The 25,152-nt window shown below is 37.2% G+C and carries 25 protein-coding genes; 16 read left to right on the forward strand and 9 right to left on the reverse strand.

What is annotated here, in order from left to right; all coding sequences use genetic code 11:
- Positions 1-37: 37 nt before the first annotated feature.
- The 5 genes from KTI78_RS06405 to KTI78_RS06425 all read right to left on the reverse strand — a co-directional run bounded on the left by KTI78_RS06405 (position 38) and on the right by KTI78_RS06425 (position 4,146).
- Positions 38-925: a ParB/RepB/Spo0J family partition protein gene (locus tag KTI78_RS06405; RefSeq protein WP_016141206.1), complete on the reverse strand. Its 888-nt coding sequence runs from the start codon at positions 923-925 to the stop codon at positions 38-40.
- Complete coding sequence (locus KTI78_RS06410) at positions 922-1,704, reverse strand: ParA family protein (protein WP_002121458.1); 783 nt, start codon at positions 1,702-1,704, stop codon at positions 922-924. The genes KTI78_RS06405 and KTI78_RS06410 overlap by 4 nt, the downstream gene beginning before the upstream one ends.
- A 21-nt stretch (positions 1,705-1,725) precedes the next feature.
- Positions 1,726-2,358, reverse strand: coding sequence for a 16S rRNA (guanine(527)-N(7))-methyltransferase RsmG (rsmG, locus tag KTI78_RS06415; protein WP_224991771.1), 633 nt, complete (start codon positions 2,356-2,358; stop codon positions 1,726-1,728).
- Between the two features lie 85 nt (positions 2,359-2,443).
- Entirely contained in the window at positions 2,444-3,133 is a 690-nt protein-coding gene (gene murU, locus KTI78_RS06420; RefSeq protein WP_262445567.1) for an N-acetylmuramate alpha-1-phosphate uridylyltransferase MurU, read from the reverse strand.
- Complete coding sequence (locus KTI78_RS06425) at positions 3,133-4,146, reverse strand: aminoglycoside phosphotransferase family protein (RefSeq protein ID WP_262445568.1); 1,014 nt, start codon at positions 4,144-4,146, stop codon at positions 3,133-3,135. The genes murU and KTI78_RS06425 overlap by 1 nt, the downstream gene beginning before the upstream one ends.
- A 120-nt stretch (positions 4,147-4,266) precedes the next feature.
- Between KTI78_RS06425 and KTI78_RS06430 the strand changes: the two genes are divergently transcribed.
- Together KTI78_RS06430 and KTI78_RS06435 are read left to right on the forward strand one after the other, a co-directional pair.
- Entirely contained in the window at positions 4,267-6,705 is a 2,439-nt protein-coding gene (locus KTI78_RS06430) for an LPS-assembly protein LptD (protein ID WP_262445569.1), read from the forward strand.
- Positions 6,705-8,015 carry a peptidylprolyl isomerase gene (locus tag KTI78_RS06435; protein WP_016141211.1) on the forward strand — a complete coding sequence of 437 codons (1,311 nt, stop codon included), beginning with the start codon at positions 6,705-6,707 and terminating at the stop codon, positions 8,013-8,015. The genes KTI78_RS06430 and KTI78_RS06435 overlap by 1 nt, the downstream gene beginning before the upstream one ends.
- 119 nt (positions 8,016-8,134) lie before the next feature.
- On the opposite strand, the gene fba is transcribed toward KTI78_RS06435, so the two are convergent.
- The 3 genes from fba to KTI78_RS06450 all read right to left on the reverse strand — a co-directional run bounded on the left by fba (position 8,135) and on the right by KTI78_RS06450 (position 10,850).
- Positions 8,135-9,172, reverse strand: a complete 1,038-nt coding sequence (fba, locus tag KTI78_RS06440) for a class II fructose-bisphosphate aldolase (protein ID WP_004702014.1) — start codon at positions 9,170-9,172, stop codon at positions 8,135-8,137.
- A gap of 121 nt (positions 9,173-9,293) precedes the next feature.
- The gene (locus KTI78_RS06445) at positions 9,294-9,539 is read right to left on the reverse strand and encodes a hypothetical protein (RefSeq protein ID WP_016141212.1); all 246 of its coding nucleotides are present in this window, start codon (positions 9,537-9,539) and stop codon (positions 9,294-9,296) included.
- 123 nt (positions 9,540-9,662) lie between these two features.
- Positions 9,663-10,850, reverse strand: coding sequence for a phosphoglycerate kinase (locus tag KTI78_RS06450; protein ID WP_016141213.1), 1,188 nt, complete (start codon positions 10,848-10,850; stop codon positions 9,663-9,665).
- Between the two features lie 138 nt (positions 10,851-10,988).
- Here KTI78_RS06450 and KTI78_RS06455 point away from each other — a divergent pair, with 138 nt between their 5' ends.
- The 14 genes from KTI78_RS06455 to putP all read left to right on the forward strand — a co-directional run bounded on the left by KTI78_RS06455 (position 10,989) and on the right by putP (position 24,566).
- Positions 10,989-11,372 carry a DUF2237 family protein gene (locus KTI78_RS06455; RefSeq protein WP_002121396.1) on the forward strand — a complete coding sequence of 128 codons (384 nt, stop codon included), beginning with the start codon at positions 10,989-10,991 and terminating at the stop codon, positions 11,370-11,372.
- Positions 11,372-11,965, forward strand: coding sequence for a Maf family protein (locus KTI78_RS06460; RefSeq protein ID WP_262445621.1), 594 nt, complete (start codon positions 11,372-11,374; stop codon positions 11,963-11,965). The genes KTI78_RS06455 and KTI78_RS06460 overlap by 1 nt, the downstream gene beginning before the upstream one ends.
- 30 nt (positions 11,966-11,995) lie before the next feature.
- Positions 11,996-13,159, forward strand: a complete 1,164-nt coding sequence (locus KTI78_RS06465; protein WP_262445570.1) for a cupin domain-containing protein — start codon at positions 11,996-11,998, stop codon at positions 13,157-13,159.
- Between the two features lie 341 nt (positions 13,160-13,500).
- Entirely contained in the window at positions 13,501-14,064 is a 564-nt protein-coding gene (locus KTI78_RS06470) for a TetR/AcrR family transcriptional regulator (RefSeq protein ID WP_016141217.1), read from the forward strand.
- A 468-nt stretch (positions 14,065-14,532) separates the two neighbouring features.
- Positions 14,533-14,844 carry an ArsR/SmtB family transcription factor gene (locus tag KTI78_RS06475; RefSeq protein ID WP_002121379.1) on the forward strand — a complete coding sequence of 104 codons (312 nt, stop codon included), beginning with the start codon at positions 14,533-14,535 and terminating at the stop codon, positions 14,842-14,844.
- 406 nt (positions 14,845-15,250) lie between these two features.
- Complete coding sequence (sstT, locus tag KTI78_RS06480; RefSeq protein ID WP_262445572.1) at positions 15,251-16,453, forward strand: serine/threonine transporter SstT; 1,203 nt, start codon at positions 15,251-15,253, stop codon at positions 16,451-16,453.
- 5 nt (positions 16,454-16,458) lie between these two features.
- Positions 16,459-17,139 carry a YoaK family protein gene (locus tag KTI78_RS06485; protein ID WP_262445573.1) on the forward strand — a complete coding sequence of 227 codons (681 nt, stop codon included), beginning with the start codon at positions 16,459-16,461 and terminating at the stop codon, positions 17,137-17,139.
- A 3-nt stretch (positions 17,140-17,142) separates the two neighbouring features.
- On the forward strand, positions 17,143-17,679 hold the full coding sequence (locus tag KTI78_RS06490) for a DUF2058 domain-containing protein (RefSeq protein WP_016141220.1): 537 nt from the start codon (positions 17,143-17,145) through the stop codon (positions 17,677-17,679).
- 364 nt (positions 17,680-18,043) lie between these two features.
- Entirely contained in the window at positions 18,044-19,891 is a 1,848-nt protein-coding gene (locus KTI78_RS06495; RefSeq protein ID WP_262445574.1) for an ABC transporter ATP-binding protein, read from the forward strand.
- The gene (locus KTI78_RS06500) at positions 19,891-20,331 is read left to right on the forward strand and encodes a MaoC family dehydratase (protein ID WP_262445575.1); all 441 of its coding nucleotides are present in this window, start codon (positions 19,891-19,893) and stop codon (positions 20,329-20,331) included. The genes KTI78_RS06495 and KTI78_RS06500 overlap by 1 nt, the downstream gene beginning before the upstream one ends.
- 108 nt (positions 20,332-20,439) lie before the next feature.
- Positions 20,440-21,465 carry an AraC family transcriptional regulator gene (locus tag KTI78_RS06505; protein WP_016141223.1) on the forward strand — a complete coding sequence of 342 codons (1,026 nt, stop codon included), beginning with the start codon at positions 20,440-20,442 and terminating at the stop codon, positions 21,463-21,465.
- A gap of 37 nt (positions 21,466-21,502) precedes the next feature.
- A complete protein-coding gene (gene gcvH / locus KTI78_RS06510; RefSeq protein ID WP_016141224.1) occupies positions 21,503-21,877 on the forward strand; it encodes a glycine cleavage system protein GcvH in 375 nt (124 codons plus the stop codon).
- Between the two features lie 90 nt (positions 21,878-21,967).
- Complete coding sequence (locus KTI78_RS06515; protein WP_262445576.1) at positions 21,968-22,675, forward strand: SIR2 family NAD-dependent protein deacylase; 708 nt, start codon at positions 21,968-21,970, stop codon at positions 22,673-22,675.
- Positions 22,676-23,075: 400 nt separating this feature from the next.
- Entirely contained in the window at positions 23,076-24,566 is a 1,491-nt protein-coding gene (gene putP, locus KTI78_RS06520) for a sodium/proline symporter PutP (protein ID WP_262445577.1), read from the forward strand.
- Positions 24,567-24,599: 33 nt separating this feature from the next.
- Here the strand turns inward: putP and KTI78_RS06525 are convergent, their stop codons facing one another.
- Positions 24,600-25,088 carry an Lrp/AsnC ligand binding domain-containing protein gene (locus tag KTI78_RS06525; RefSeq protein WP_004792785.1) on the reverse strand — a complete coding sequence of 163 codons (489 nt, stop codon included), beginning with the start codon at positions 25,086-25,088 and terminating at the stop codon, positions 24,600-24,602.
- Between the last annotated feature and the right edge of the window lie 64 nt (positions 25,089-25,152).

The raw sequence follows: 25,152 nt of genomic DNA on the forward strand, positions 1-25,152 counted from the left end.
AGAATATAAAATTAGAAATATATGACCCAAATGCAAATTAATCAGGCAAACAAATATTTAAAATACCATCCAACTCATCTAAGGTATGATAATGAATAACAAGCTTACCCTTACCTTTTTGATTGTGATCAATTTTTACATTAGCGCCAAAACGCTCTGATAATTTTTGCGTTAATTGCTCAATATCTGGTGCTACAGGTGCTTTTTCCTTCTCCTGTTTAGGTTCACTTCTATCACGCACCAATTGCTCTGTTTGACGAACAGATAAACCTTTTTCAATTACAATTTTAGCAACGTCTAATTGATCTTTACCTTTTAACGTCAAGATAGCTCGAGCATGCCCCATATCAAGTAGGCCTTGCTGCATGAAGTCTTTAATTTCATCTGCCAAACTTAACAAACGTAGTAAATTACTTACTGTAGTACGTGCTTTTCCTACCGTATCAGCAATTTCTTGGTGGCTTAAGCCAAATTCATCATGGAAGCGTTGTAAAGCTATTGCTTGATCAATCGGGTTTAAATCTTGACGTTGAATATTCTCAATGAGTGCTAAAGCAATAGCAACTTGATCATTTAAATCACGAACAATTGCAGGAATTTCAGATAAACCTGCAAGTTGTGCAGCACGCCAACGACGCTCACCAGCAATGATTTCGTACGGATGTACTTCATCATCCACTGGGCGAATGACAATAGGTTGCATCACCCCATGTTTTTCAATAGAAGATGCCAATTCTTGTAAATCATGCTCATGAATAAAACGACGCGGCTGATATTCACCACGTTTTAATAAATTTACATCAATTTGCTTCAACTGTCCGTGGTCAAGTGCCTGTGCTTCAAGTTGTAATTTTTCTTTTTGAATTGAACCAAGTAATGCATCTAAACCACGTCCTTTAGCCAATCCGCGTTTTTTGATGCTCATACTTTACTTCCTTTCTTCACTTTACTTTTCTTTAACATCTCAGCCGCAAGATTTAAGTATGCAACTGCACCTTTAGAACTTTTCTCAAAATAGATCACAGGTAAACCATGTGCTGGCGCTTCTGCTAAGCGGACATTACGTGGAACAACAGTATCATAAAGTTTTTTGCCGAAATACTGTTCTAGCTCTGCAGATACATCACGTGTTAAGGCATTTCGTGCATCGTACATTGTACGTAATACACCAATAATTTCTAAATCAGGATTTAATGCTTTTTGAATTCGATCAATGGTCTGGGTTAAATCAGCTAAACCCTCTAGCGCATAATATTCGCACTGCATTGGAATAATTACACTATCTACAGCCGCTAAAGCATTGACTGTAATTAAACTCAAGCTTGGAGCACAATCCACAATAATAAAATCAAATGAGTTTCTAATTTCATTCAAAGCATTTTTTAAAATGAACTCACGGCCCTCTTGCTCTGCAATAGCAAGTTCAACACCTGAAAGCTCACGATTAGAACCTAAAACTTTATATCCAACTTCAGCTTTTTGAATAGCTGTTTCAATTGGCACTTCACCAAGTAGTACATCCGTAATTGAATACAAAAGATCGTTCTTTTGAATACCGGACCCCATCGTAGCATTACCCTGTGAATCCATATCTACAAGTAATACACGTTTCTTTAATACAGCTAGAGACGCTGCAAGATTTACTGCAGTCGTTGTTTTACCAACACCACCCTTTTGGTTTGCAATCGCAATAATTTGAGCCATGGTAACCCTAATACTTTTTATTTAAATACGTTGAAGTAAAAGTAAATGACGTTGTTCATCAAGTCTTGGTACATTCAGCTCAATCACTTTACATGAAAAGTCTGGCTTAAGCTGCTCAATTTCCTCAACCGGCACAACTCCTTTCATTGCTGCAATAATACTGCCCTGATGTAAGTATGGCTGAGCTGCATCTACAAAATCCGTTAAAGAAGCAAAAGCACGGCTTGTGATGACATCAAACTGTCCAAGCTCATCAATTGTATCTTGATTCTCAACACGTGTTTGTACTGCCACAACATTGCTCAATTTAAGATCAGCAATAAATTGTTTCAAAAAACGAATTTTTTTACCATTTGAGTCAAGTAGCACACAGTTACGTTCTGGCTGACATAATGCAATGATCATGCCTGGCATACCACCACCAGTACCAACATCGAGTAATCGACCTTCTGGCAAATCTTTCAAAATACTTAAGCTATCCAACAAATGCTTCACTAACATTTCTTTCGGATCGCGAATTGCTGTCAGATTATATGCTTTGTTCCAAAGCACTAATGCATCCTGATACTTCAACAAGAGCGTCAATGCTTCGTCGCTTAAGTTCAGGCCTAATGCCTGACTACCTTGCTTTAATTCTTGGAAAAAAGGATGCATAGCTGCAAGTCATCTCAAAAAAATTTGCCAAAGTATACCGATTTCTATAAATCGGCACAGTATTTACCGCTTAGCGATTATTCAGTTAATCGTATAAGCCCTGCTTAATTTGCTGATCTAGTTGATTTAAACGCTCAGGCGTTCCCACATCAACCCAATTTGCATGCATTTTCTCAGCACTAATCCGATGTTCCAACATAGCTTGTTTTAACAAAGGCGCAAGTGGACGCTTACCATTTTCGAGTCCTAAGAACATGTCTGGAGAAAGAATTGCAATACCGCTATAGGTAAAAGCAGCTCCATTTTGTTCTTGCTCAAAGGTATAAGCTAAACCATTAGACAGAACAAAATCACCTTTCAAATGCTGAGGAGGATTATCAACCAATACTAAATGGCCTAATTTATCACCTAACTGAACATTTAAAAGAGGAGCAAAATCCATCGTAGTCCAAACATCGCCATTCACCAAAATAAATGGATCGTTTCCTAAAAGAGGTAATGCATTGATAATTCCGCCAGCTGTCTCTAAGCCTTCACCCTCATGAGACCATAAAATTTTGACCCCAAATTGAGAACCATCACCCAATGTTGAAGCAAGTTTTTCACCTAACCATGCAGTATTAATAACAATTTCAGTTACACCAATTTTTTGCAACTTTTCAATATGCCATACAATTAATGGTTTACCACCTACTTCAAGTAAAGGCTTAGGCGTATATAAAGTCAAAGGACGCATACGATTGCCCAAGCCAGCAGCAAGAATCATTGCTTTCATTATGCTGCTACCTCATAGCTACCATATTTCTCGATAAATTTAGGCATCACTATGTTATTCATAAACACCATAAACTCTTCAAGTTCAGCGTAACCACGACTTTCTTCAAGTAAATACCACATGACACGTGGCAAATCCTTCAAATAACCAGATTTACCATCACGTTCAAATAAACGAACGAAGATACCTAAAATTTTAATATGGCGTTGAATAGCCATTAAATCTGCATCACGTTTAAATTGATCAAAACTGCGGTTTTGTTTAGTCGACTCTGGTAATAAGTCATAAAACATTTTAAACCATTGATAAACACGTTCAGCATTCCATTGAACATATGCATCACGAGTAATCGAAATTAAGTCATATGTATCAGCACCAATAACAGCATCCTGGAAGTCGATGACCCCCAACTCTTGCTCATTGGTAATTTTCATCAAATTACGGCTATGAAAATCTCGATGTACGATGACTTGTGGTTGGGCTAACGCAGCACAAGCCAAGAAATCAAACGCATCATTAATCGTTTTTTTCTGCTCAACAGTCGGCTCAATAGCAAGCGATGGCAACATCCAATCTGTGAGTAGCTGCATTTCCGACATTAATTTTTCGTAGGAATACGCTGGGAACTGACTAGCACCTTCTATAGACTGCAACTGAATAAGCTGTTTAAAACTTTGTTCATAATATTTATCAACTGTTTCTTCAGTTAATAGTGTCGATAAAAGCACATCACCAAAGTCTTCCAATAACAGAAAACCTTGAGTCAAATCTTTTGCGATGATCTGAGGTACACGCACGCCATGACCTGCAAAAAATTCGTCAATGGTCACAAACGGAACACAGTCTTCTTTTTCTGGAGGAGCGTCCATGAGCATATACGTTTTATTTTGTAACTCGATACGCGCATAACGGCGGAAGCTTGCATCACCTGCTAAAAAAGCGATCTTAAATTGATCATTTTCCAGAACAGATGTAAGCCATGTATATATCAATTGTTCACGTTGTGTATTCATTTGCAATAAAATCTAAAACAAGCTGAGATTTTTGAAGGGTTAAGTGTAGCCACTTATAAACTTTTTCTCTATGATGCGACAATAATTAATTGTGAATTAGCATACTTGGTTAATGAGACAATGAAGCATCAGTTTAAATTTAATCCTTTAGCGACAGCTATTTTTACGCTCTTATGTGGCTCCATACAATCAAGTTATGCTGAGTCAACTGATGTTGTCTCCAATATAGACAATAATCAACTTAAAGCGAGCATCAAGGAAGCTTACCCAGGCCAAGAGTTTTTTCAGCAATACTATGTTGATAAATCTGCACCTGAAGCTCAGCTTCGTGACAATAAATATTTAAGCTCGGCATTTTGCCAAGGTACATGGGTTACACCGATTAACCCTGAGACAAAAGCTTTAGATGCCGACAAAGCGACTTCTGTCGTTACGGCTAACTACGGACATTACAATCCAGCGGGTGATTCTGTTTTAGAAGGTGATGTCGTTATTGATCAGGAAGGACGCACCGTTCGCGCTGACAAGGTAACGATTGATAAAACCCAAACCTTTGCACATGCACAAGGTCGAGTACAGTTAGCTCAAGGCGGGTTACTTTCACAGAGTGATGAAATTAATTACAACCTAAAAACCCAAACCGGGAATTTAGATAATAGTTTTTATATTTCTGAGCAACAACACGCCCATGGTCATGCAGGAAAAATCGAAAGAACCTCACCAAATGTTATGGTTCTTAATGATGCAACCTATACAACATGCCCACCCGGCCAAAAACCGGGCTGGAAAATCCAAGCAAATAAAATTGAGTTAAATCAGGAAACTGGACGCGGTGTAACTCGCGGGACAAAACTATATGTTAAAGATGTTCCGGTTCTAGCTGTTCCCTACTTTAACTTCCCAATTGACGACCGCCGTACTACCGGTATTCTCAACCCACAGTTTGGTTTCTCAAACGATGGTGGTGTTGAACTTTCTGTTCCGGTCTATTTAAACCTTGCCCCTAACTATGATCTGACACTTACTCCACGTTATTTAGCAGATCGTGGTGCAATGTTAAAAGGTGACTTCCGTTATTTAACCGATGGCTTTGGCGCGGGTGAAATGTGGGGTGGCATCTTGCCATCTGACAAAGGTTATGACGATAAAGATCGTAAAGATTTCCATTTTTTACATAACTGGGAAATTAACGATCAGTGGTCTACCAACCTTGAATATAACTATGCATCAGATAAAGATTATTTCTCTGACTTAGATAGTAGCCCTAACTCTAAAACAGATCTTAACTTACGTAGAGCATGGGAACTTAACTATCAACATGGTATTCCGGGTTTAAAAGCACAGCTTAAAGTCGAAGATTTCCAGACGCTTGACCCAGAAGTTCTAGATGTCGATAAGCCGTATGCTCGTTTACCACAATTCTTGTTGAATTATGTCACTGGTAATCCATTAGGCTTACAATACGAATTTAACAACGATACCGCTTACTTTAAAAAATCGATTAATGATGACTCTGCTCAGGAAAGTAGCGGTACACGTATTTATAACCAGTTTGCAACACGTTATAACTACCGCACACCGGCAGCTTTTGTGATTCCTGAAGTTTCGGTACGTTCTATTCAAACGTTTTATGATAAGGACAGTATCGCATCTCAAGGTTTAGATGGCGGTTCTGAAAATAAATCAGTCATTGTGCCACAATTTACTTTGGATACTGGACTGAATTTTGAGCGTGAGGGTAAGTACTTACAAACACTTACACCACGTGCTTTCTACGCATATGCGCCATACAAAAACCAGGATGGCTACCCTAACTTTGATTCGACAAGTGCATCAATTAGTTACGATCAGTTATTTAATCCATACCGTTTTTATGGACATGACCGTCTTGAAGACAATAACTTCTTATCACTAGGTGTAAGTTACAGCCTCTTCGATACAGTAGGTTTAGAGCGTTTACGTGCAAGTGTTGGTCAAAGTTATTATTTCGAAGATCGCCGTGTCACTTTAAAACAGCAAGATGAATTTGACACCGAGCGTAATACTGGCCCTGTTGTTAGCCTATCTAGCCAACTTAATCAAAACTTCACTATTGCGGCTAACTCAGCATGGATGTCGAATGGCGATAACGCTCAACGTGATTTCCAACTTTACTATACTGGTGATAAAGGAAATCTATACAACTTAGGCTATTTCTATCGTAAAGATATTCCTGGCCGTCAAGATACTTACGACCAAGTTGTTGCATCCTTTATACAACCAATTAAAGACAATTGGCGTATTATGGGCCACGTACAATATGACATGGACAATGATGTTGCCCGCGAACTCTTACTAGGAGTTAACTATGAGTCATGTTGCTGGGGTATTTCTGTCTACGGCCGCTCGTATTATAACGATCTAGACGACCCAAAATCTCCAGATGTTAGTGAAAAGCGCGCGATCATGGCTGAAGTTACACTAAAAGGTTTAGGTGGTTTAAACAATAAACTCGCGTCTTTACTTGAAAATCGCGTTTTAGGTTTTAACAAAATTAATCAATCTTGGACACAACGTTAATGAAGACAAAGCATCTTAAACAGTTTTTTAAAGCAACTACACTTGCTGCCCTAATCTCTTCATCAATGCATAGTTTTGCCCAACCCGCTGATGAAGTTGTGGCAATTGTGGACAATAGCGTAATTTTAAAAAGCGATCTTCAACAAGGTATGGCTGAAGCAGCTCATGAACTGCAAGCACAAAAAAAAGAAGTTCCACCTCAGCAATATTTACAGTTTCAGGTATTGGATCAATTAATCTTGCGTCAAGCACAGCTTGAGCAAGTTAAAAAATATGGCATCAAACCTGATGAAAAGAGCTTAAATGAAGCTGTACTCAAAGTAGCTAGTCAATCTGGGTCTAAAAGTTTAGAAGCTTTCCAGCAAAAACTAGACGCTATGGCTCCAGGGACTTATGAAAGTTTACGTAGTCGAATCGCTGAAGATCTAGCAATTAGCCGTTTACGTCAACAACAAGTCATGTCTCGTATTAAAATCAGCGATCAAGATGTAGAGAACTTCTTAAAATCCCCTCAGGGACAAGCTGCGTTAGGCAACCAAGCACATGTGATTCATATGCGTATTTCTGGTGATAATGCACAGGAAGTTCAAACTGTAGCTCAAGAAGTGCGTTCAAAGCTTGCACAAAGTAATGACATAAATGCATTAAAGAAACTTTCAACTGCAAATGTAAAAGTTGAAGGGGCTGACATGGGTTTCCGTCCACTGTCTGATATTCCTGCTGAACTTGCTGCCCGCATTACTCCATTACAAGATGGTCAAACAACTGACTTAGTATCGGTACGTGATGGTGTGCATGTTTTAAAGCTTCTTGAACGTAAACAAAATGAGCAAAAAGCTTTAGTACCTCAATTTCAAACTCGCCACATTCTTATTCAACCATCTGAAGTAGTGAGTCCTGAGAATGCCAAGCAAATTATTGATAACATCTATAAACGCTTAAAAGCTGGTGAGGATTTTGCAACATTAGCTGCAACCTACTCAAACGATACAGGCTCCGCACGTGATGGCGGAAGTTTAGGCTGGGTAACACCTGGAATGATGGTGCCTGAATTTGATAAAAAAATGCAGGAGATTCCTGTAGGTCAGATTAGTGAACCATTCCAAACTCAATTTGGTTGGCATATCTTACAAGTGACAGACAAACGCGAAAAAGATATGACTCATGAATATCAAGTGCGTATGGCACGTCAGATTTTAGGTGAACGTCAATTTAACACCGAAATTGATAGCTGGTTACGTGAAGTACGTGCAAATGCGTATGTAGAAATCAAAGATCCAAGTCTAGATAAAAAGAATTTACAAAAGTAAGTTCTTCTATTGTCATCATAACCTGTGTTTATCACAGGTTTTTTTATGAATGAAATTTACCTAATAAAAAAACCGGTTATATAAATAACCGGTTTCTATAAATTAGACCCTAATGGGAATTATTTATAACGATCAACCATTTTCTCTAAAGAAATTGGACGAATCTTGTCAGCATTTCCAGCTGTACCAAATGCTTCATAACGATCAATACAAATTTGCTTCATTGAATCTACAGTTTTAGCAAAGTATTTACGTGGATCGAATTCAGCTGGGTTTTCAGCCATAAACTGACGAATTGCACCAGTAGATGCTAAACGTAAGTCTGTATCAATATTAATCTTACGAACACCATGTTTAATTGCTTCTACAAGCTGTTCAACAGGTACGCCATAAGTCTCTTTAATATCACCACCGAACTCATTGATTACTTTCAACCATTCTTGTGGCACAGAACTTGAACCATGCATAACAAGATGAGTATTTGGTAACGCCGCATGAATTTCTTTAATACGGTCAATCGCCAAGATATCACCTGTAGGTGGACGAGTGAATTTGTAAGCACCATGTGAAGTACCCACAGCAATCGCCAATGCATCTACATTAGTATCGGCAACAAACTGAGTCGCTTCTTCAACAGAAGTAAGAAGTTGTGAGTGATCAAGTACACCTTCAGCACCAACACCATCTTCTTCGCCAGCCATACCAGTTTCAAGGCTACCTAAACAGCCAATTTCACCTTCGACAGAAACACCGCAAGCGTGTGCTAAAGCAACAACATTACGAGTTACATCAACGTTATATTCGTACGATGTAGGTGTTTTACCATCAGTACCTAATGAACCGTCCATCATCACTGAGCTAAAGCCAAGCTGAATTGAACGCTGACAAATTTCTGGGCTTGTTCCATGGTCTTGATGCATTACCACTGGAATATGCGGCCATTCTTCAATTGCAGCCAAAATAAGATGGCGTAAGAATGGAGCGCCTGCATATTTGCGAGCTCCAGCTGATGCTTGAACAATTACTGGTGAATTGGTTGCATCTGCGGCAAGCATAATTGCACGCATTTGTTCTAAGTTATTTACGTTAAATGCTGGTACGCCGTAGTTATGTTCAGCAGCGTGATCCAAGAGCTGGCGCATTGAAATGAGTGCCATAATATCCTCCCAGGTAGTGCGGCTTATTCTACCCTGTCATTTATTTCAATTCAGCAACAAATCACAGTATTTCAAAAAAAATCCCCGCATTTGCAGGGATTTTTTAACAAAAAACAACAAATTAATGTGTTTCTGAAGCAGCAGCCTCACTTGGCGCGCTCCCTTCAGCTACATCTGTATTCTTTTCATCTAACACTGGCTTATCAATCGCATCAATTGCTGCTTGTTGCTCAGGCGTTACTTTTTCAGAAACAGCAGTAGAAGCTGCCGATTCTTGTCCAGCTTGAGAGGCTTCATCTTTCTTAGCACAAGCAGTCAACATCATCGGTACAATTAACACAGCAGCAAATGTAAGCTTTAAATTCATCACTATTATCCACAGTTGGTGATTTAATACTCATTATTTTATTGCAGATATATGACAATTTAATGACTTATCAATGAAAAAGGGATTGGTCACCCAATCCCTTCTTATTTTTATATAACAGTATTAAGCACGTTCAAGTAGAACAGCCACGGCTGGCAATGTTTTTCCTTCAACAAACTCAAGGAACGCACCACCACCTGTAGAAATATAACCAATTTGATCAGCTACATTATATTTATCAATCGCTGCCAATGTATCACCACCACCAGCAATAGAGAATCCTTCAGATTGTGCAACCGCAAGGGAAAGTGCTTTCGTACCCTCACCAAATTGATCTACTTCAAATACACCCACTGGGCCGTTCCAAAGAATCGTTTTTGATGTTGTTAAAATATTAGCAAATGCTTTAGCAGTTTCAGGGCCCACGTCTAAAATCATGTCATTTGCAGTCACATCTTCTACTTTCTTCACAACAGCTTGAGCTGCTGCTAAAGAACCTAAGAAATCTTCAAAATTAATTTGTGATGCATCAGCAACTACAACATCTGTAGGAAGCGGAACGCTTACTTTAGCAGCAATTTGTTTAGCAGTTTCAACCAAGTCAGCTTCATATAATGATTTACCAACGTTAAAACCAGCAGCTGCCAAGAATGTATTTGCAATACCACCACCAACGATCAGTTGATCACAGATACTAGAAAGTGAGTTTAAAACATCAAGCTTAGTCGAAACTTTAGAACCAGCAACAATTGCAACCATTGGTTTTTCAGGAGTTTGCATTGCACGTCCTAACGCATCTAATTCAGCAGCCAACAAAGGACCAGCTGCTGCTACCGGAGCAAAACGAGCTACACCTTCCGTAGATGCTTCTGCACGATGAGCAGTACCAAATGCATCCATAACAAATACGTCACATAATGCAGCATACTTTTGAGCAAGTTCTGGATTATTTTTCTTTTCGCCATGGTTAAAGCGTACATTCTCAAGCAATACGACTTGACCAGCTTCAACTTCAACACCATCAAGATAATCTGTTAATAATTTAACTTCTTGACCCAAGACTTCTGTTAAATAAGCAGCGACTGGTGCAAGTGATTGTTCTGGCTTTGGTTCACCTTCAACAGGACGACCTAAATGTGAAAATACCATCACTGCTGCGCCTTTATCTAAAGCAGCTTTAATCGTTGGTAATGCTGCACGTAAGCGAGCATCGCTAGTAATCACACCATTTTTGACAGGAACGTTTAAATCTTCACGAATAAGGACACGTTTGCCTGTTAAGTTTAGGTCAGTCATACGCTGAAAATTCATGTAAAGCTCTCTTTATGATTTTAAAAACGCACCAATTTTAAATGATTACATCAAAAAAGGTTAGTTTTTTTGCATAAAAGCTGTAGAAAGCCCCAGTTTTGATTATGATAGAGGTAGTTATTTGATATTTCACCCATTATGTCTATTCATCCAGATCCGCAAATCAATCGCTTAAATGTTTTAGGGGAACCTTTAGCAAGTTGTTGCTTTGACCCTATCACCGGCTATTTTAGAAATGGTTTTTGCCACACTGCAGTAACAGACCTTGGTCAACACACTGTCTGTGCACAAATGACCTCTGATTTCTTAAATTTTTCTCAAAAAATTGGCAATGATCTCATCACGCCTTTACCAGAGGTAGGCTTCCCAGGTCTAAAACCCGGTGATTTCTGGTGTATCTGTGTAACGCGTTGGGTAGAGGCTTATCAAGCTGGTGAAGCCCCTCCTATTAAAATACATGCATGTCATCAAGCTGTATTAAGCTATGTACCTTTAGATGTTTTAATGGAATTTGCAGTGTGATGGTACAGCCACAAATTATTTTGGCATCCAGCAGTCAAACTCGCAAAGACTTAATGAATCGTCTTGAAATTAATTATATCTGTGTAAGTCCGGATATTGATGAAAGTCCTCGTGGTGAAACCCATGCCGATGAACTTGCGAAAAGGCTCGCTTTCACAAAAGCCCAAGTGATTGCTGCACAAAATCCTAATGCGATTGTTATTGGTTCAGATCAAGTTGCTTGGCGAGAACATGCTCCGCATGACTTTATTGGCAAACCATTGACTACCGAAAATGCTAAAGCACAACTAGCAGATAATTCTGGCCGAACTGTTTTCTTTAGCACAGCTCTTAGCGTGCAATGGCTTGATAGAAACTTTGAACAAACGCTGGTTGAACATTATCAAGTTAAATTTCGAAACCTGAATCAAGCTGAAATTGAACGATACATTTTATTAGATCAGCCACTACATTGCGCAGGTAGCTTTAAGTGTGAAAGTTTAGGAATTAGCTTGTTTGAAAAAATGATAGGCCAAGACCAGACAACACTTATGGGGCTTCCTATGATTCAACTTTGCCATATTTTAAGGCAGCTTGATCTACAAATTCCTTGATTTTAGATGTTTTATAAATAGGTTATTTCCATGACAGAACCTTTAACAGTTTTAGGCGGTATTACTGCCGAACAATTCTTAGCAGAATATTGGCAAAAAAAACCTTTGTTGGTACGTAACGGATTGCCAGAGATTGTAGGTCTTTTAGAACCCCAAGATGTGCAAGAACTTGCTTTAGAAGAACATGCAAGTGCCCGACTCATTCGCCAAAAAGATAGAAATCCAAATGAATGGCACGTAAAGTCTTCACCTTTAACCAAAGGTGACTTTCAAAAGCTACCAAAATTATGGACTCTGTTAGTACAGGCAGTAGATCACTACTCTTTCGATCTTTCTGAACTTTGGAAAAAATTTCCTTTTATTCCTCAATGGCGCCGTGACGATATTATGGTGTCATATGCTTCCAAAGGTGGTTCAGTTGGAAAACATTTTGATTTTTATGATGTGTTTCTAGTTCAAGGTCATGGACACCGTCGCTGGCAGCTAGGGCAAATGTGTGATGTAAATACTGCATTTGTACCAAATCAACCTTTAAAACTTCTACCAGAAATAGATGTGCAATTTGATGAGGTTTTAGCACCTGGCGATTTACTCTATGTTCCACCCGGAATGGCACATTATGGCGTTGCTGAAGATGATTGTTTAACTTTCTCTTTTGGCTTTCGCATGCCAAACATTGCAGGAATGATGGAGCGTATTAGTGATCAGTTTTCAGCTAATACTTTATTGCAAAACCCTGTTATAGATATCGCACGCAAACAAATGAGCCAAATTGGCGAAATGAATGCAACTGAACTGAGCTACCTCAAAGACTTAGTTTTAGCACATTTACAAGATTCCTCAGTGCTTGATGCAGCAATCATATCTTACATGAGTGAACCTAAATATCCAGATAACATTCCTGAACCTGATGAAATCGAAGCTGATGATCTTAAAGAAATTTTACACGAGGGTTATGAAGTTCTATTAGAGCCAGCCTCCCGCTTACTCTATACGGAAAAAGATGAGGCATTAAACTTTTGGGGAAATGGCGAAGCATTATGTATAACTGAAAATTTTGCACCAAAATTAAAAGCTATTGCTAATGGAGAAAGTCTAGCTTTCAATAGCGAGTTTAATGATCTTGAAGTTCTAGAGAATATTGCTTACTTACTTAATGAATCTATTCTGATGTTATTACCACCTTCAGAATAATAAGCTCTACGAAAATGGACTTTTTATGGAAATAAAAAGTCCATCTTTTTAAATAGATTAATAGTCAATATTGCTTTAAAATTTTAAATAAACTTATGTTAAAAATGATTAAATTCAAGAAGTTTGAAATGTAATTTAAAAAAATTAAAAGCTAAATTATTTAAAAATACAACCTAGAAATTATTTACTCTTTCCTTAAAAAGGAAAACTTCAGCGTTTAAAAAATAATATCTTTTTTCTATCAATAACAAACAATACCTTGTAAAATTAAGCCATCTAGATTCTCATTGATAAAGATCACCGTTCAAGCTAATAGCAATTCATTTATGAGAGGCTAAAATATGTCGAAAAAAGATGACATTATTAACACCGCATTAAGACTTTTTAACTCGTATAGCTATAATTCTATAGGTGTAGATCGCATCATTAATGAATCTGGCGTTGCAAAAATGACTTTTTATAAGCATTTCCCATCAAAAGAAAAATTAATTGAAGAGTGTCTACTTCTACGTAATACGCTTTTACAAAACTCTCTTACCGCAGCCTTATCAAAACATGATGAGTTAGACCCTCTTGCAAGAATTAAAGCAGTTTTTTTATGGTATTCAGACTGGTTTAATAGCGAAGATTTTAATGGCTGTATGTTTCAAAAGGCTTTGGAAGAGGTTTTAAAACAATATCCTTCAACGCATCAACCAGCAACTTTATATAAAGCTTGGTTAACTCAACTCATGCAAAACTTGCTTAACCAGTATGAGGTAAAAGAACCAGTTCCCCTATCCTTGTTATTAGTTAATATCTTGGAAGGTATGACCATACAAGCCCAAGTTGAACACGGTTCAATAAAGATTAATGATTACTGGACTCGAGTAGAAAAGTTAATTGACTTTGAAAGAGCTGCATAAAAATAAAGCGTGATATTCTTCTTCTTATATTTAATGATTCTTCTTATGTATCACGCTGCGTCTGAAAGTCATTTTGGTTCAAATTTAGACGTTTTTTTCGACCTTACTAAACCAAAATATACAGACCTGTCTGTACAAAACAGATTATATATTTAAAAAATAAAAACTCAATCATTTTTTATGATTTGCTTAAAGATAAATTAGATTTAACTATTTATTGGAACTGAATTGGAATTATTTTTGGTTGACTTCAATTCAATTATACTTAACAATTACACTTATAACACAACGCAACACTTTAGACACAAAACAACTACAAATAGTTGTTTTTAATTAGAAAGACTGCTTATTTATCAATTCCACTTATATTGCTTTTCAACAAAAACAATTGGATTGATTAGTTTTGCTACATTCATTTTCGTAAGATCAATCTATACTATGCCCGCTATATTGATATAGGTATAAAGTATGAAAGATGGACTCCAAATTGAAGAAATGAAAAATGCGGCTGATTCAGTCGTTGGAATTCTCAAATCTTTGGCTAATACAGATCGTTTATTAATTTTATGTCACTTAGCTTATGAGGAGTTAAATGTTTCTCAAATTGAAGAGAAGACCCAAATTACCCAGCCTACTCTTTCACAACAACTTATGATGCTACGTAAAAGTGATGTGGTATCAACCCGTCGTGATGGTAAGCAAATTTTTTATTCTATTAAGGATGACAATATGCATTCAATTTTAAATACGCTTCACCAGCTGTACTGTGCAAGTAAATAATATTTTTAAATTATAATTTTATAATAATAGTAGTAATTTCCTGAAATATGCGATTTTTCAGCTTGAAAGCTTAGAGTTTAGTCGAAGCACAAAGTTTTGAAAATTCGCGTAGCTTTTCCAAAATCGTAACCACGATAAATCTTTTCAGTCTATTCTTCTTTAAGCAGTTTAGGAGTTTCACAGCTTTTTGATATCACAAGTTTTTTTAATGAGCAATTAACAAACAAAACCACTAAGTAAAAAAATTAAGATTTAAAATTAAAAACAATAAAAACAACAGTTTAATATTACCAGCAACTATAAAAACTTATTGTTATTATAAAAAAGCTTAAGATTCACATCACTTAAGTATAAAATACTTCGCTTGTTCAACCTTTAGCCATGATTAGGTTAATAAGGCCTTTATATGCTTGCATTCTTTTCTCGATTAAGCTTAGTCACTAAGATTATTATCGCCATTATTCTAGGGATAGGCGTTGCATTACTATTTCCAAACGTTACGCCTTACTTAAGTTTATTTGGTGAGCTTTTCATTAAAGCCTTAAAATCGGTTGCTCCTATTTTAGTCTTTGTATTGGTGCTTTCCTCTATTGCCAACTTTCAAGTAGGTCATAGTGCGAACTTACGGCCTATTATGATTTTATATGTGGTCGGTATGTTGCTTGCTGCTTTCACAGCTGTGATTGTTAGCCTTTCTTTTCCAAGCACGTTATTCCTCAATACAATTTCACATAATGATTTACAAGCGCCTGGTAGTCTCGCAGATATATTAAAAAATTTGCTTTTAAGCTTTATTGCAAACCCTGTTCAAGCAATTAGTGAAGCTAACTTTATTGGTATTTTAGCTTGGGCAATTGGCCTAGGTTTAGCTATGCGCCACAGTTCAGACACGACAAAACAAGTGATGCAGGATATTTCACATGCTGTAAGTGCTATTATTCATAAAGTAATTGCTTTTGCTCCTGTTGGTATTTTCGGGTTAGTTGCAGTGACTTTTGCCGACGCTGGTCTTGCAACACTTGAGAGCTACGCACAATTATTAGTAGTGCTATTAGGAACTATGTTCTTTGTTGCTTTAGTTATTAATCCTCTTCTTGTTGCCCTTACTATACGCGGAAATCCTTACCCTCTCGTATTTAAATGTCTAAAAGAAAGTGGAATTACTGCATTCTTTACACGTAGCTCAGCAGCCAATATTCCGGTTAACTTAGATTTGGCAGAGCGTTTAGGTGTTAATCCATCTACAGCAAGTGTGTCTATTCCTTTAGGTGCAACAGTAAATATGGCAGGCGCAGCAGTGACGATTACTGTCCTTACACTCGCAACTGTACATACACTTGGAATTCATGTTGATTTTGCAACAATGCTTATCCTATCAGTTGTTGCTACTATTTCAGCATGTGGTGCTTCTGGCGTTGCAGGTGGTTCTTTACTTCTGATTCCGGTAGCTTGCAGTCTATTTGGTATTTCGACAGAAATTGCTATGCAAGTTGTAGCTATTGGTATGATTATTAGTGTATTGCAAGACTCTACAGAAACAGCGCTTAACTCTTCTACAGATGTTTTATTTACCGCAGCTGTAGATATCCGCTCTAAGCAAACTTCATAAACGAAATGCCATTTCAGCGCCTACCAAACTGGTTCCAACTTGGAGCCTTTTTACTGGCATTTAATGCTGGAATGATTAATGTATTAGGGTTAATTACCCTTTTACATCAATCGATTTCACATATGACTGGCAACGTTAGTATGCTAGCGATGAGTTTGGTAGAGTGGCAACCAGAACATATTATTTTTTTGCTTCTGGTGATTATTTGTTATGTTTGCGGTTCATTTTATAGTGGTTTTATTTTAGGCAACAGTCATTTTCGACTAGATCGTCGTTACGGTTTACCTTTGAGCCTTGTAGCCTTCTTTATTTTTCTTTGCTGGCTATTACTTCCTTATTTTCCGCGCTATGGATTATTATGGGCATGTACAGCAATGGGTTTACAAAATGCTATGGTAAGCCACTATAAAGGAACAATCATCCGCACTACCCATCTATCCGGTGTATTGACAGATATTGGTTTAGCGCTTGGATATAAAGCCAGAGGCTTAATTGTAGAAAAGCGACGTATTATTTTACATTTACTTATTTTTGCTGGCTTTCTACTGGGTGGAATTCTTGCCGCTGTAGTACATCCATATTTGAAACTACAATCATTTTTATTGCCGACAATTTTAAGCTTAGCCTTAAGTATCTCTTACTGGGTAGTTTATCTTTATAGCACTTCAACTTCACATAAGGATTAAGACATGGTTAAAAATGCCTTACAAGCACAGCTACTTAAAGCTGGTTTAGTTGATAATAAAAAAGCAAAAAAATTAACTAAACAAGCTCATCACGAACAACGTCTTGGACTCAGTGATGAGGCTGAAATCAAAGCGAATATTGAAAAAGCTCAACAAGAAAAATTAGCTAAAGATCAGGCTTTAAATTTAGAAAAACAGAAACAGCTTGAAGAAAAAGCACTTAAAGCGTCAATCATTCAGATGATTAAGCAACATAAAATTACTGATTTTGCTGGCGATGTGGCTTATCAATTTATTGATGAAAATAAAATCAAAAAAGTTTATCTATCTCAGCAAGTTTATAACGCACTTGTTGCTGGCAGTTTAGTCATTGCTAAAGATCAAGATCAATACGCCTATCTTCCGAAAGCGTTAGCTGAAAAAATTGATCAAAAAATGCAGGGTTTCATTTTAATTAATAATGCTGAGAAAAATGAACAAGCTACCGATGAAGAAGATCCATATGCAGCATATGTTATTCCAGATGACTTAATGTGGTAATACCATAATTTGGCCTTTATGATACTAATCTAAAGGCCTTTTTCAGTTCTATGTATGACACTAGCAATTTAACAAATGTTCAAAATACGAAGAAAAAATACCTAAAGAATAAATTCGTTCACCCTTTATCTATTAATCTCGATATAATGAATAATATTTTAGTCCTCGCGACGTTCTTGAAGATTTCTTCAGGTCTCCAATATTTGCGTCATCTATCAATTAAAGACGTATAACATAATCAGTTCATGTGTATTTGCACATACTCACAAGATCGAAACCCTAAGTGATATTGATCTAACTGACTTTTTGCAAATTAAATTGCAAAGATTTAATGAAGTGGCTTTTGTCTCAAAGGTAGTAATTCATGCTGAAGTGGTTTGAAAAACTTGTAGATCCCTACCCAACTAAAGGTTTGGATGAACCTTTACCGACTCGTTTTTTCCCATTTGTTTGGCAAGCTACGGAAGGCGTGCGCCCTTATTTATTTTTACTTATTCTTTTTACAGCAGGTGCTGCAAGCTTTGAAGCCTTACTTTTTTCAAAGATTGGGCAACTCGTAGATTGGTTAAGTAAAAGTCATCCCGAAAGCTTTTTAAATCAGCATGCTACTGATCTACTCATTTTGATTGCTGTTTTATTTACTAATATCTTTTTTGTAAATATACAATCTATTGTCAAACATCAGATTTTATATAGTACTTTTCCAATGCGTTTGCGTTGGCGTTTCCATAATCTTTTATTGAAACAGAGTTTGGACTTTTTCCATAATGACTTTGCAGGCCGACTTTCTGCCAAGGTTATGCAAACAGCATTAGCTATCCGTGAGTTTTGGATTATCTTGGGTGACATGTTGGCTTATGTCAGCATTTACTTTATTACTGTCAGTATTGTTCTTGGCGCAATTTCGCCAATCTTGCTTATTCCTCTTTTAGTTTGGTTAAGTCTATTTTTATTAAGCGCATGGTTCTTTATCCCTCGCTTAAGTAAAGTTTCTCAGCAACAAGCCGATGCTAGAGCGATCATGACTGGCCGCGTAACAGATGCGTACACTAATATTCAAACTGTAAAATTATTTGCTCATGCTGGTCGTGAAAGCCAATACGCAAAAGCATCAATGAAAGAGTTTATGACTACAGTCTATGCTCAAATGCGTTTAGGTACCCTCTTTGAAGTCAGCATTAATATGTTGTCCGCTGTTTTGTTTGTAGGTGTAATTGGTACCTCTGTTTGGTTATGGACTCAAGGTTTAGCGGCATTAGGTGTTATCGCGGCAACGACTGCAATGATTTTAAAACTTAATAGTATGGCTGAATTCATGATGTGGCATATGTCAGCCTTATTTGAAAATGTCGGCACCATTCAAGATGGTATGCAAACATTAGGTAAAAAAATCAATATTCAAGATAAACCGGACGCAAAATCACTGAACGTCACCAAAGGCGAGATTGTATTTAAAGATGTAAGCTTTGCTTATAACAATAAAAATGTAATTGATCACTTCAACTTACATATTAAAGCAGGCGAAAAAATAGGTATTGTTGGACGTTCCGGCGCAGGAAAGTCGACGTTAATTCAGTTACTTTTACATTTTTACCATCTTAAACAAGGTGCAATTTTAATTGATGGTCAAAATATTGAAGATGTAACTCAAGATAGTCTAAGAGCTAATATTGCTTTAGTTACTCAAGATACCTCTTTATTACATCGCTCAGTTGCAGAAAATATTAAGTATGGTCGTCCAGATGCATCTGATGCAGATATGGAAAATGCTGTAAATAAAGCCAAAGCTGCTGAATTTATTCCGCAATTAGTTGATTTAAAAGGACGTAATGGTTATAACGCTCAGGTAGGTGAACGTGGTGTCAAACTTTCTGGTGGTCAAAGACAGCGTATCGCTATTGCACGAGTATTCTTAAAAGATGCTCCTATTCTTATTTTAGATGAAGCAACCAGTGCATTAGATTCAGAAGTTGAAGCAGCAATCCAGGCAAGTTTAAATGACCTGATGGTTGATAAAACCGTTATTGCAATTGCTCACCGTTTATCTACTATTGCACAAATGGACCGTTTAATCGTTCTTGATGAAGGTCGAATTGCTGAACAAGGAACTCATGAAGAGTTAATTGCGCAGGATGGTATATACGCACAATTATGGAAGCGACAAACAGGCGGTTTCTTAATTGAGCAAAAAGTATTACAGGGTCAAGATTAATGCTTTATTTAGAAGATTTGAAAATTGGTGATCGTTTCATTAGCCGTGAATATGAAATTACCTTAGATGAAATCAAAAAATTCGCAAGCTCATATGACCCTCAACCCTTCCATATAGATGAAGAGCAAGCTAAGCACGATCCAATTTTTCAGGGGATCGCTGCTAGTGGTTGGCATACTTCTGCAATTACTATGCGGTTATGGACAGAATGTATGCCGATTCACGGTGGCTTAATCGGTTCAGAATCAACTTTACGGTGGCCACGCCCTACTCGACCAGGTGATAAAATACATGTTGAAGCTGAAATTTCAGCGATCACACCATCCAAAACAAAATTGGATCGTGGTATTGTAAGTTACGTTACGCAAGCCTTAAATCAAAATGGTGACGTATTACTTATTTCAACAACAAAAATTGTTGTCTTTAAAAAGAATGTTTAAAACATGGTTGATATGATTGTCTAACAGTTTTTATAAACTCAGATTATATTTCATGACAAGATGTGTAAGAAATGCATGTGACAAATTGATGAGAGCAATGGAACGCATATGAAAATTACCTCAGCTCGTCAAGATCAGGGTATTCCAGGAGTCTATGGCTTATTGCTATTAGATGTTGTTTCACGTTGGGGATATAACGATGAAACATTATTTGCTCCATTTAATCTTACTAGTGAACAACTGGCCGATCCTGATTATCGTATTTCTACACCTGTAGCAAATGAACTGGTTAAACATGCACTTAATTTAACTGGTGAAACTACGTTGGGTTATCATCTTGGTACTCAAATGCGTATTTCGATTCATGGCTTCATTGGCTATGCAATTATGACAGCCAAGGATATTACAGAAGCAATTGCTCTTGCAGCACGCTTTATTCAGTTACGTTTACCCTTTTTACAACTCTACTTTTCAACGTTTGGCCCCAAAGCGACCTTACAATTACAATGTGATATAGAACTTGAGCCTTTACGTACAGAAATCGTTTTAGGCTTGACTATTGGTATTATGAGTATGGCCAAAGCGATTACGGGTATTGAAGACTTAGCCGGCGATGTAGATTTAGATTTTCCTGAACCAGAAGGTTTTGAAAAGTATAGAAATAAATTAAGCAGCACAATTCGCTTTAATCAACCCCATTTAATTTCAAGTTTTGATAAAAAATACTTAGGACTTAAATTAATCAATTCAGATCCAATCGCCAGTCAAGTTGCCATTAATCAATGTGAAGCTGAACTTTCTGCTTTAGGTGAACGCCGCCGTTTAGCAATGCGTGTTCGTGATATTTTAAGTAATTCTGAACAACATTATTTAAGCATCGAAAATGTAGCTGAATGTCTACATATGTCAGATCGGACACTCAAACGTCAATTAGCAGCTGAAGGAACTTCCTTTTCTACATTAGTTGATGAAGTGCGCTATCGACATGCAACTTCTTTGCTTTCACGTACAGACTATAGTCTTGAACAAATTGCAGATGAACTTGGCTATTCGGACGTTGCAAATTTTAGCCGTGCTTTTAAACGCTGGAGTGGCCGCAGCCCGAGCAACTGGCGTAAAGACCCATACTTATAATGTTTAAAACTATTGAACACAAGCTTAAGGAGTTACCATGAATCATCCTTCGGAACTGAAGTATGCACGTACACACGAGTGGGTAAAGATTGAGGGTGATCTTGTTATTACAGGGATTACCGATCATGCACAAGATGAACTTGGCGATTTGGTTTACGTTGAAACTCCAGAAGTTGGAAGCCAAGTTACCGCTGGCGAACAAGCTGGTGTAGTTGAGTCAGTAAAAACAGCATCTGATATTCACGCCCCTGTGTCAGGTACAGTAGTAGAAGTGAATAGTGATCTTGAAGATGATCCTGACTTTGTAAATGAAGACCCATATGGTAAAGGCTGGATTTATAAAATTAAACCAGACAATATTGCAGATGTTGAAAAACTTTTAACAAATTCAGAATATGAAGCTGGCTTATAAAAGATAGGCGTCGTTTTCAATATTTGATAAAAACCAGTTTAGTCTTAAACTGGTTTTTCTTTATCTATTTAAAATTAGTGGTATGAATAGGTGACTTCTATGACAAAACTTGTTGTATTTTCAGGCGCTGGTATGAGTGCCGAAAGTGGAATTAGCACTTTTCGTGATAGTAATGGTCTATGGGAAAATTACGATATCCAACAAGTTGCCACACCTGAAGCATGGCAAAAGAACCCTGCTCTAGTTCAACGCTTTTACAATGAGCGACGTAAAAATATTTTAGAAGCCCAGCCAAACGAAGCTCATCAATATATTGCTAAACTACAAGATTATTTTGACGTACAAGTAATTACTCAGAATATTGATGATTTACATGAAAGAGCTGGTAGTTTTAACGTTTTACATTTGCATGGAAATATTCGTTTAGCAAAAAGTTCGGGGCCGAATGCACAATTTACCACTCAATTTTATGAAATTAATAGCTGGAAACTAGATTTAGAACACGATTTCTGCCCAGATGGCTATCCGTTGCGTCCACATGTTGTCTGGTTTGGTGAAGCTGTACCTGCTTATGAAGAAGCAATTAAATTAGTGCAAAGTGCAGATATTTTTATAGTAATTGGGTCCACATTAAGTGTATATCCGGTTGCGGCTTTAGTACATGAAATTTCAGATCAATGTAAAGCCTACTATATAGATCCAAATGCAGATCATGGACGTGTTCCTCAACAATACGAATTATTAAAGATGTCAGCGACTCAAGGAATGCATGAACTTTTTGAAAATTTAACCAATTAATTGCTATTTTTAAGGACTAAATAAATTTAATTTGAATAAAAATTACTATTTTTTAGATAAAATTTTTTAACATTGTTCTAATTTTGCTCAACAAAACTTTATCACCTAAGCATGTTGTAACTAAATTTAGAGTTATTTTTTTTTAAATATTTTTATTTTCAATAAAATCTTTAAAAAATAAATATTAAAAAATTATAAGTTAATGATTAATATTATAATTTTTCTTTTTAAAAACCCGCTTATTTTTACTTACACAAAGATACAAAAGTACAATATAAAAATAACAGAGCAAAAAAAATCTTTTGTGGTTGAATCTCAACCTCTTGAATGCCGTACAAGAAAACAGCGACCTGGATTAGGTTACAATCACGGATTATGGATATAAGGACACACATCCATCATGAGTTATTTTGATCCCACCCTCATCATGTTTATGGTGTACATCGTAGCAATGGTACTCATTGGCTTATTTGCCTACCGTGCTACAAGCGACTTCTCAGATTATATTCTCGGTGGTCGTAGTTTAGGCAGTTTCGTTACTGCATTATCCGCAGGCGCATCAGACATGAGTGGCTGGCTACTCATGGGCTTACCAGGCGCGATTTATCTTTCTGGTTTATCTGAAGCTTGGATTGCAATTGGTCTTATTATCGGTGCTTGGCTTAACTGGCTACTGGTTGCTGGTCGATTACGCGTTCATACTGAAGTTCAAAATAATGCACTGACTTTGCCAGATTATTTTACAAGCCGTTTTGACGATCAGAAAAAAGTACTCCGTATTTTTTCTGCGGTTATTATCTTGGTTTTCTTTGCAATTTACTGTGCTTCAGGCATGGTAGCAGGCGCCCGTCTATTTGAAAATTTATTCGGAATGTCTTACAACACGGCTATTTGGCTCAGTGCTATTGCGACCATCAGTTATGTTTGTATTGGTGGATTCTTAGCAATTAGCTGGACTGATACATTCCAAGCTGGCTTAATGATTTTTGCTCTGTTGTTAACACCAATCGTAACCTATCTTGCAATTGGCGATACGACTCATTTCGTTACGCTCATTGAAACTGCTCGCCCGCATGCATTTAATATTATTTCAGATTTAAGTGTAGTGGCGGTTCTATCCTCCATGGCATGGGGCTTAGGTTACTTTGGCCAGCCACACATTCTTGTGCGTTTCATGGCTGCTGACTCTGTAAAATCAATTCCTGCTGCTCGTCGTATTGGCATGACTTGGATGATCTTATGTTTAGTTGGTGCTGTCGGCGCTGGTTTCTTCGGTATTGCTTACTTCCAGCAACATCCTGAATTAGCAGCAGTTGTAAGCAAAAACCCTGAAACAGTATTTATGGAATTGACTAAAATCTTATTCAATCCATGGATTGTAGGTATCATTCTGGCTGCTATCTTGGCTGCCGTGATGAGTACATTGAGCTGCCAGCTTTTGGTATGTTCAAGTGCATTGACAGAAGATTTATACAAAGGTTTCATTCGCAAGAATGCTTCTCAGAAAGAACTTGTATGGGTTGGCCGTTTCATGGTTCTTGCAATTGCTGTACTTGCAATTGTTCTTGCTGGTAACCCAGACAGTAAAGTTCTTGGTCTCGTTGCTTATGCATGGGCTGGTTTCGGTGCTGCATTTGGGCCGCTTATTATCTTGTCATTATTCTGGAAGCGTATGAATTTACAAGGTGCTTTAGCGGGTATGATCGTTGGTGCAGTTGTGGTCATTGGCTGGAAAAACCTTTTCGCAGACACTGGTGTTTACGAGATTATCCCAGGCTTTATCCTTGCATTTATCAGCATCATCGTAGTGAGTCTTTTAACTAAAGCGCCAAATACAACAGTAACTGGACGCTTCGAAAAAGCAGATGAACTCTACAAAGAAAGCGTATAACTCATTGAAATAAATCAAGGGGCTTCGGCCCCTTTATTTATTTTTGGTTTTAATTTTAATTTTTGAAGTATCTTTTACAACTTGCATAACTGGATAACTACGAGTCTCTTTTACCCCCGGCAATTGCCACAGCACCTGTCCCGCAATGCGTCTAAATTCCTCCATACTGCCACTACGTAATTTAATTAAAAAATCAAAACCACCACTTACCATATGACATTCAACAATTTCTGGATAGTGAACCACAGCATCAATAAACTCATCTAAAACGTTAGGTGTCGTTTTATCTAATAACACCTCAACGAACACCAAAAAATTTGCGTTTAACTTAACCGGATTTAATTTAGCTTCATATCCTAAGATGAATTCATCTTTCGTTAATTTTTGAACTCGGGCCATCACCGCTGTTGGTGACAAGTTAACAAGTTCCGCTAATTTACTATTAGAAATTCGCCCATCTGTTTGAAGAATATCCAAAATTTTTAAATCAGTGCGGTCAAGGCTTAAAATTGGGCCATTCATCTGAATTTTCCTCTAAAAAATGGGATAAATATAGTGAGTTATTCGGTGTTTCTTCTGTAATGAT

The organism is Acinetobacter sp. WU_MDCI_Abxe161, from assembly GCF_025514355.1.
GTDB lineage: Bacteria > Pseudomonadota > Gammaproteobacteria > Pseudomonadales > Moraxellaceae > Acinetobacter > Acinetobacter pittii_E.

What these genes read in the sequence shown, in the direction of transcription:
- KTI78_RS06500 (WP_262445575.1), top strand. Translation starts at nt 19,891, where the DNA reads ATGCTTTATTTAGAAGATTTGAAAATTGGTGATCGTTTCATTAGCCGT.
- KTI78_RS06405 (WP_016141206.1), bottom strand. Translation starts at nt 925, where the DNA reads ATGAGCATCAAAAAACGCGGATTGGCTAAAGGACGTGGTTTAGATGCA.
- KTI78_RS06450 (WP_016141213.1), bottom strand. Translation starts at nt 10,850, where the DNA reads ATGAATTTTCAGCGTATGACTGACCTAAACTTAACAGGCAAACGTGTC.
- KTI78_RS06435 (WP_016141211.1), top strand. Translation starts at nt 6,705, where the DNA reads ATGAAGACAAAGCATCTTAAACAGTTTTTTAAAGCAACTACACTTGCT.
- fba (WP_004702014.1), bottom strand. Translation starts at nt 9,172, where the DNA reads ATGGCACTCATTTCAATGCGCCAGCTCTTGGATCACGCTGCTGAACAT.
- KTI78_RS06490 (WP_016141220.1), top strand. Translation starts at nt 17,143, where the DNA reads ATGGTTAAAAATGCCTTACAAGCACAGCTACTTAAAGCTGGTTTAGTT.
- KTI78_RS06485 (WP_262445573.1), top strand. Translation starts at nt 16,459, where the DNA reads ATGCCATTTCAGCGCCTACCAAACTGGTTCCAACTTGGAGCCTTTTTA.
- gcvH (WP_016141224.1), top strand. Translation starts at nt 21,503, where the DNA reads ATGAATCATCCTTCGGAACTGAAGTATGCACGTACACACGAGTGGGTA.
- rsmG (WP_224991771.1), bottom strand. Translation starts at nt 2,358, where the DNA reads ATGCATCCTTTTTTCCAAGAATTAAAGCAAGGTAGTCAGGCATTAGGC.
- KTI78_RS06425 (WP_262445568.1), bottom strand. Translation starts at nt 4,146, where the DNA reads ATGAATACACAACGTGAACAATTGATATATACATGGCTTACATCTGTT.
- KTI78_RS06465 (WP_262445570.1), top strand. Translation starts at nt 11,996, where the DNA reads ATGACAGAACCTTTAACAGTTTTAGGCGGTATTACTGCCGAACAATTC.
- KTI78_RS06460 (WP_262445621.1), top strand. Translation starts at nt 11,372, where the DNA reads ATGGTACAGCCACAAATTATTTTGGCATCCAGCAGTCAAACTCGCAAA.
- sstT (WP_262445572.1), top strand. Translation starts at nt 15,251, where the DNA reads ATGCTTGCATTCTTTTCTCGATTAAGCTTAGTCACTAAGATTATTATC.
- KTI78_RS06410 (WP_002121458.1), bottom strand. Translation starts at nt 1,704, where the DNA reads ATGGCTCAAATTATTGCGATTGCAAACCAAAAGGGTGGTGTTGGTAAA.
- KTI78_RS06455 (WP_002121396.1), top strand. Translation starts at nt 10,989, where the DNA reads ATGTCTATTCATCCAGATCCGCAAATCAATCGCTTAAATGTTTTAGGG.
- putP (WP_262445577.1), top strand. Translation starts at nt 23,076, where the DNA reads ATGAGTTATTTTGATCCCACCCTCATCATGTTTATGGTGTACATCGTA.
- KTI78_RS06525 (WP_004792785.1), bottom strand. Translation starts at nt 25,088, where the DNA reads ATGAATGGCCCAATTTTAAGCCTTGACCGCACTGATTTAAAAATTTTG.
- KTI78_RS06470 (WP_016141217.1), top strand. Translation starts at nt 13,501, where the DNA reads ATGTCGAAAAAAGATGACATTATTAACACCGCATTAAGACTTTTTAAC.
- KTI78_RS06505 (WP_016141223.1), top strand. Translation starts at nt 20,440, where the DNA reads ATGAAAATTACCTCAGCTCGTCAAGATCAGGGTATTCCAGGAGTCTAT.
- KTI78_RS06430 (WP_262445569.1), top strand. Translation starts at nt 4,267, where the DNA reads ATGAAGCATCAGTTTAAATTTAATCCTTTAGCGACAGCTATTTTTACG.
- KTI78_RS06445 (WP_016141212.1), bottom strand. Translation starts at nt 9,539, where the DNA reads ATGAATTTAAAGCTTACATTTGCTGCTGTGTTAATTGTACCGATGATG.
- murU (WP_262445567.1), bottom strand. Translation starts at nt 3,133, where the DNA reads ATGAAAGCAATGATTCTTGCTGCTGGCTTGGGCAATCGTATGCGTCCT.
- KTI78_RS06495 (WP_262445574.1), top strand. Translation starts at nt 18,044, where the DNA reads ATGCTGAAGTGGTTTGAAAAACTTGTAGATCCCTACCCAACTAAAGGT.
- KTI78_RS06475 (WP_002121379.1), top strand. Translation starts at nt 14,533, where the DNA reads ATGAAAGATGGACTCCAAATTGAAGAAATGAAAAATGCGGCTGATTCA.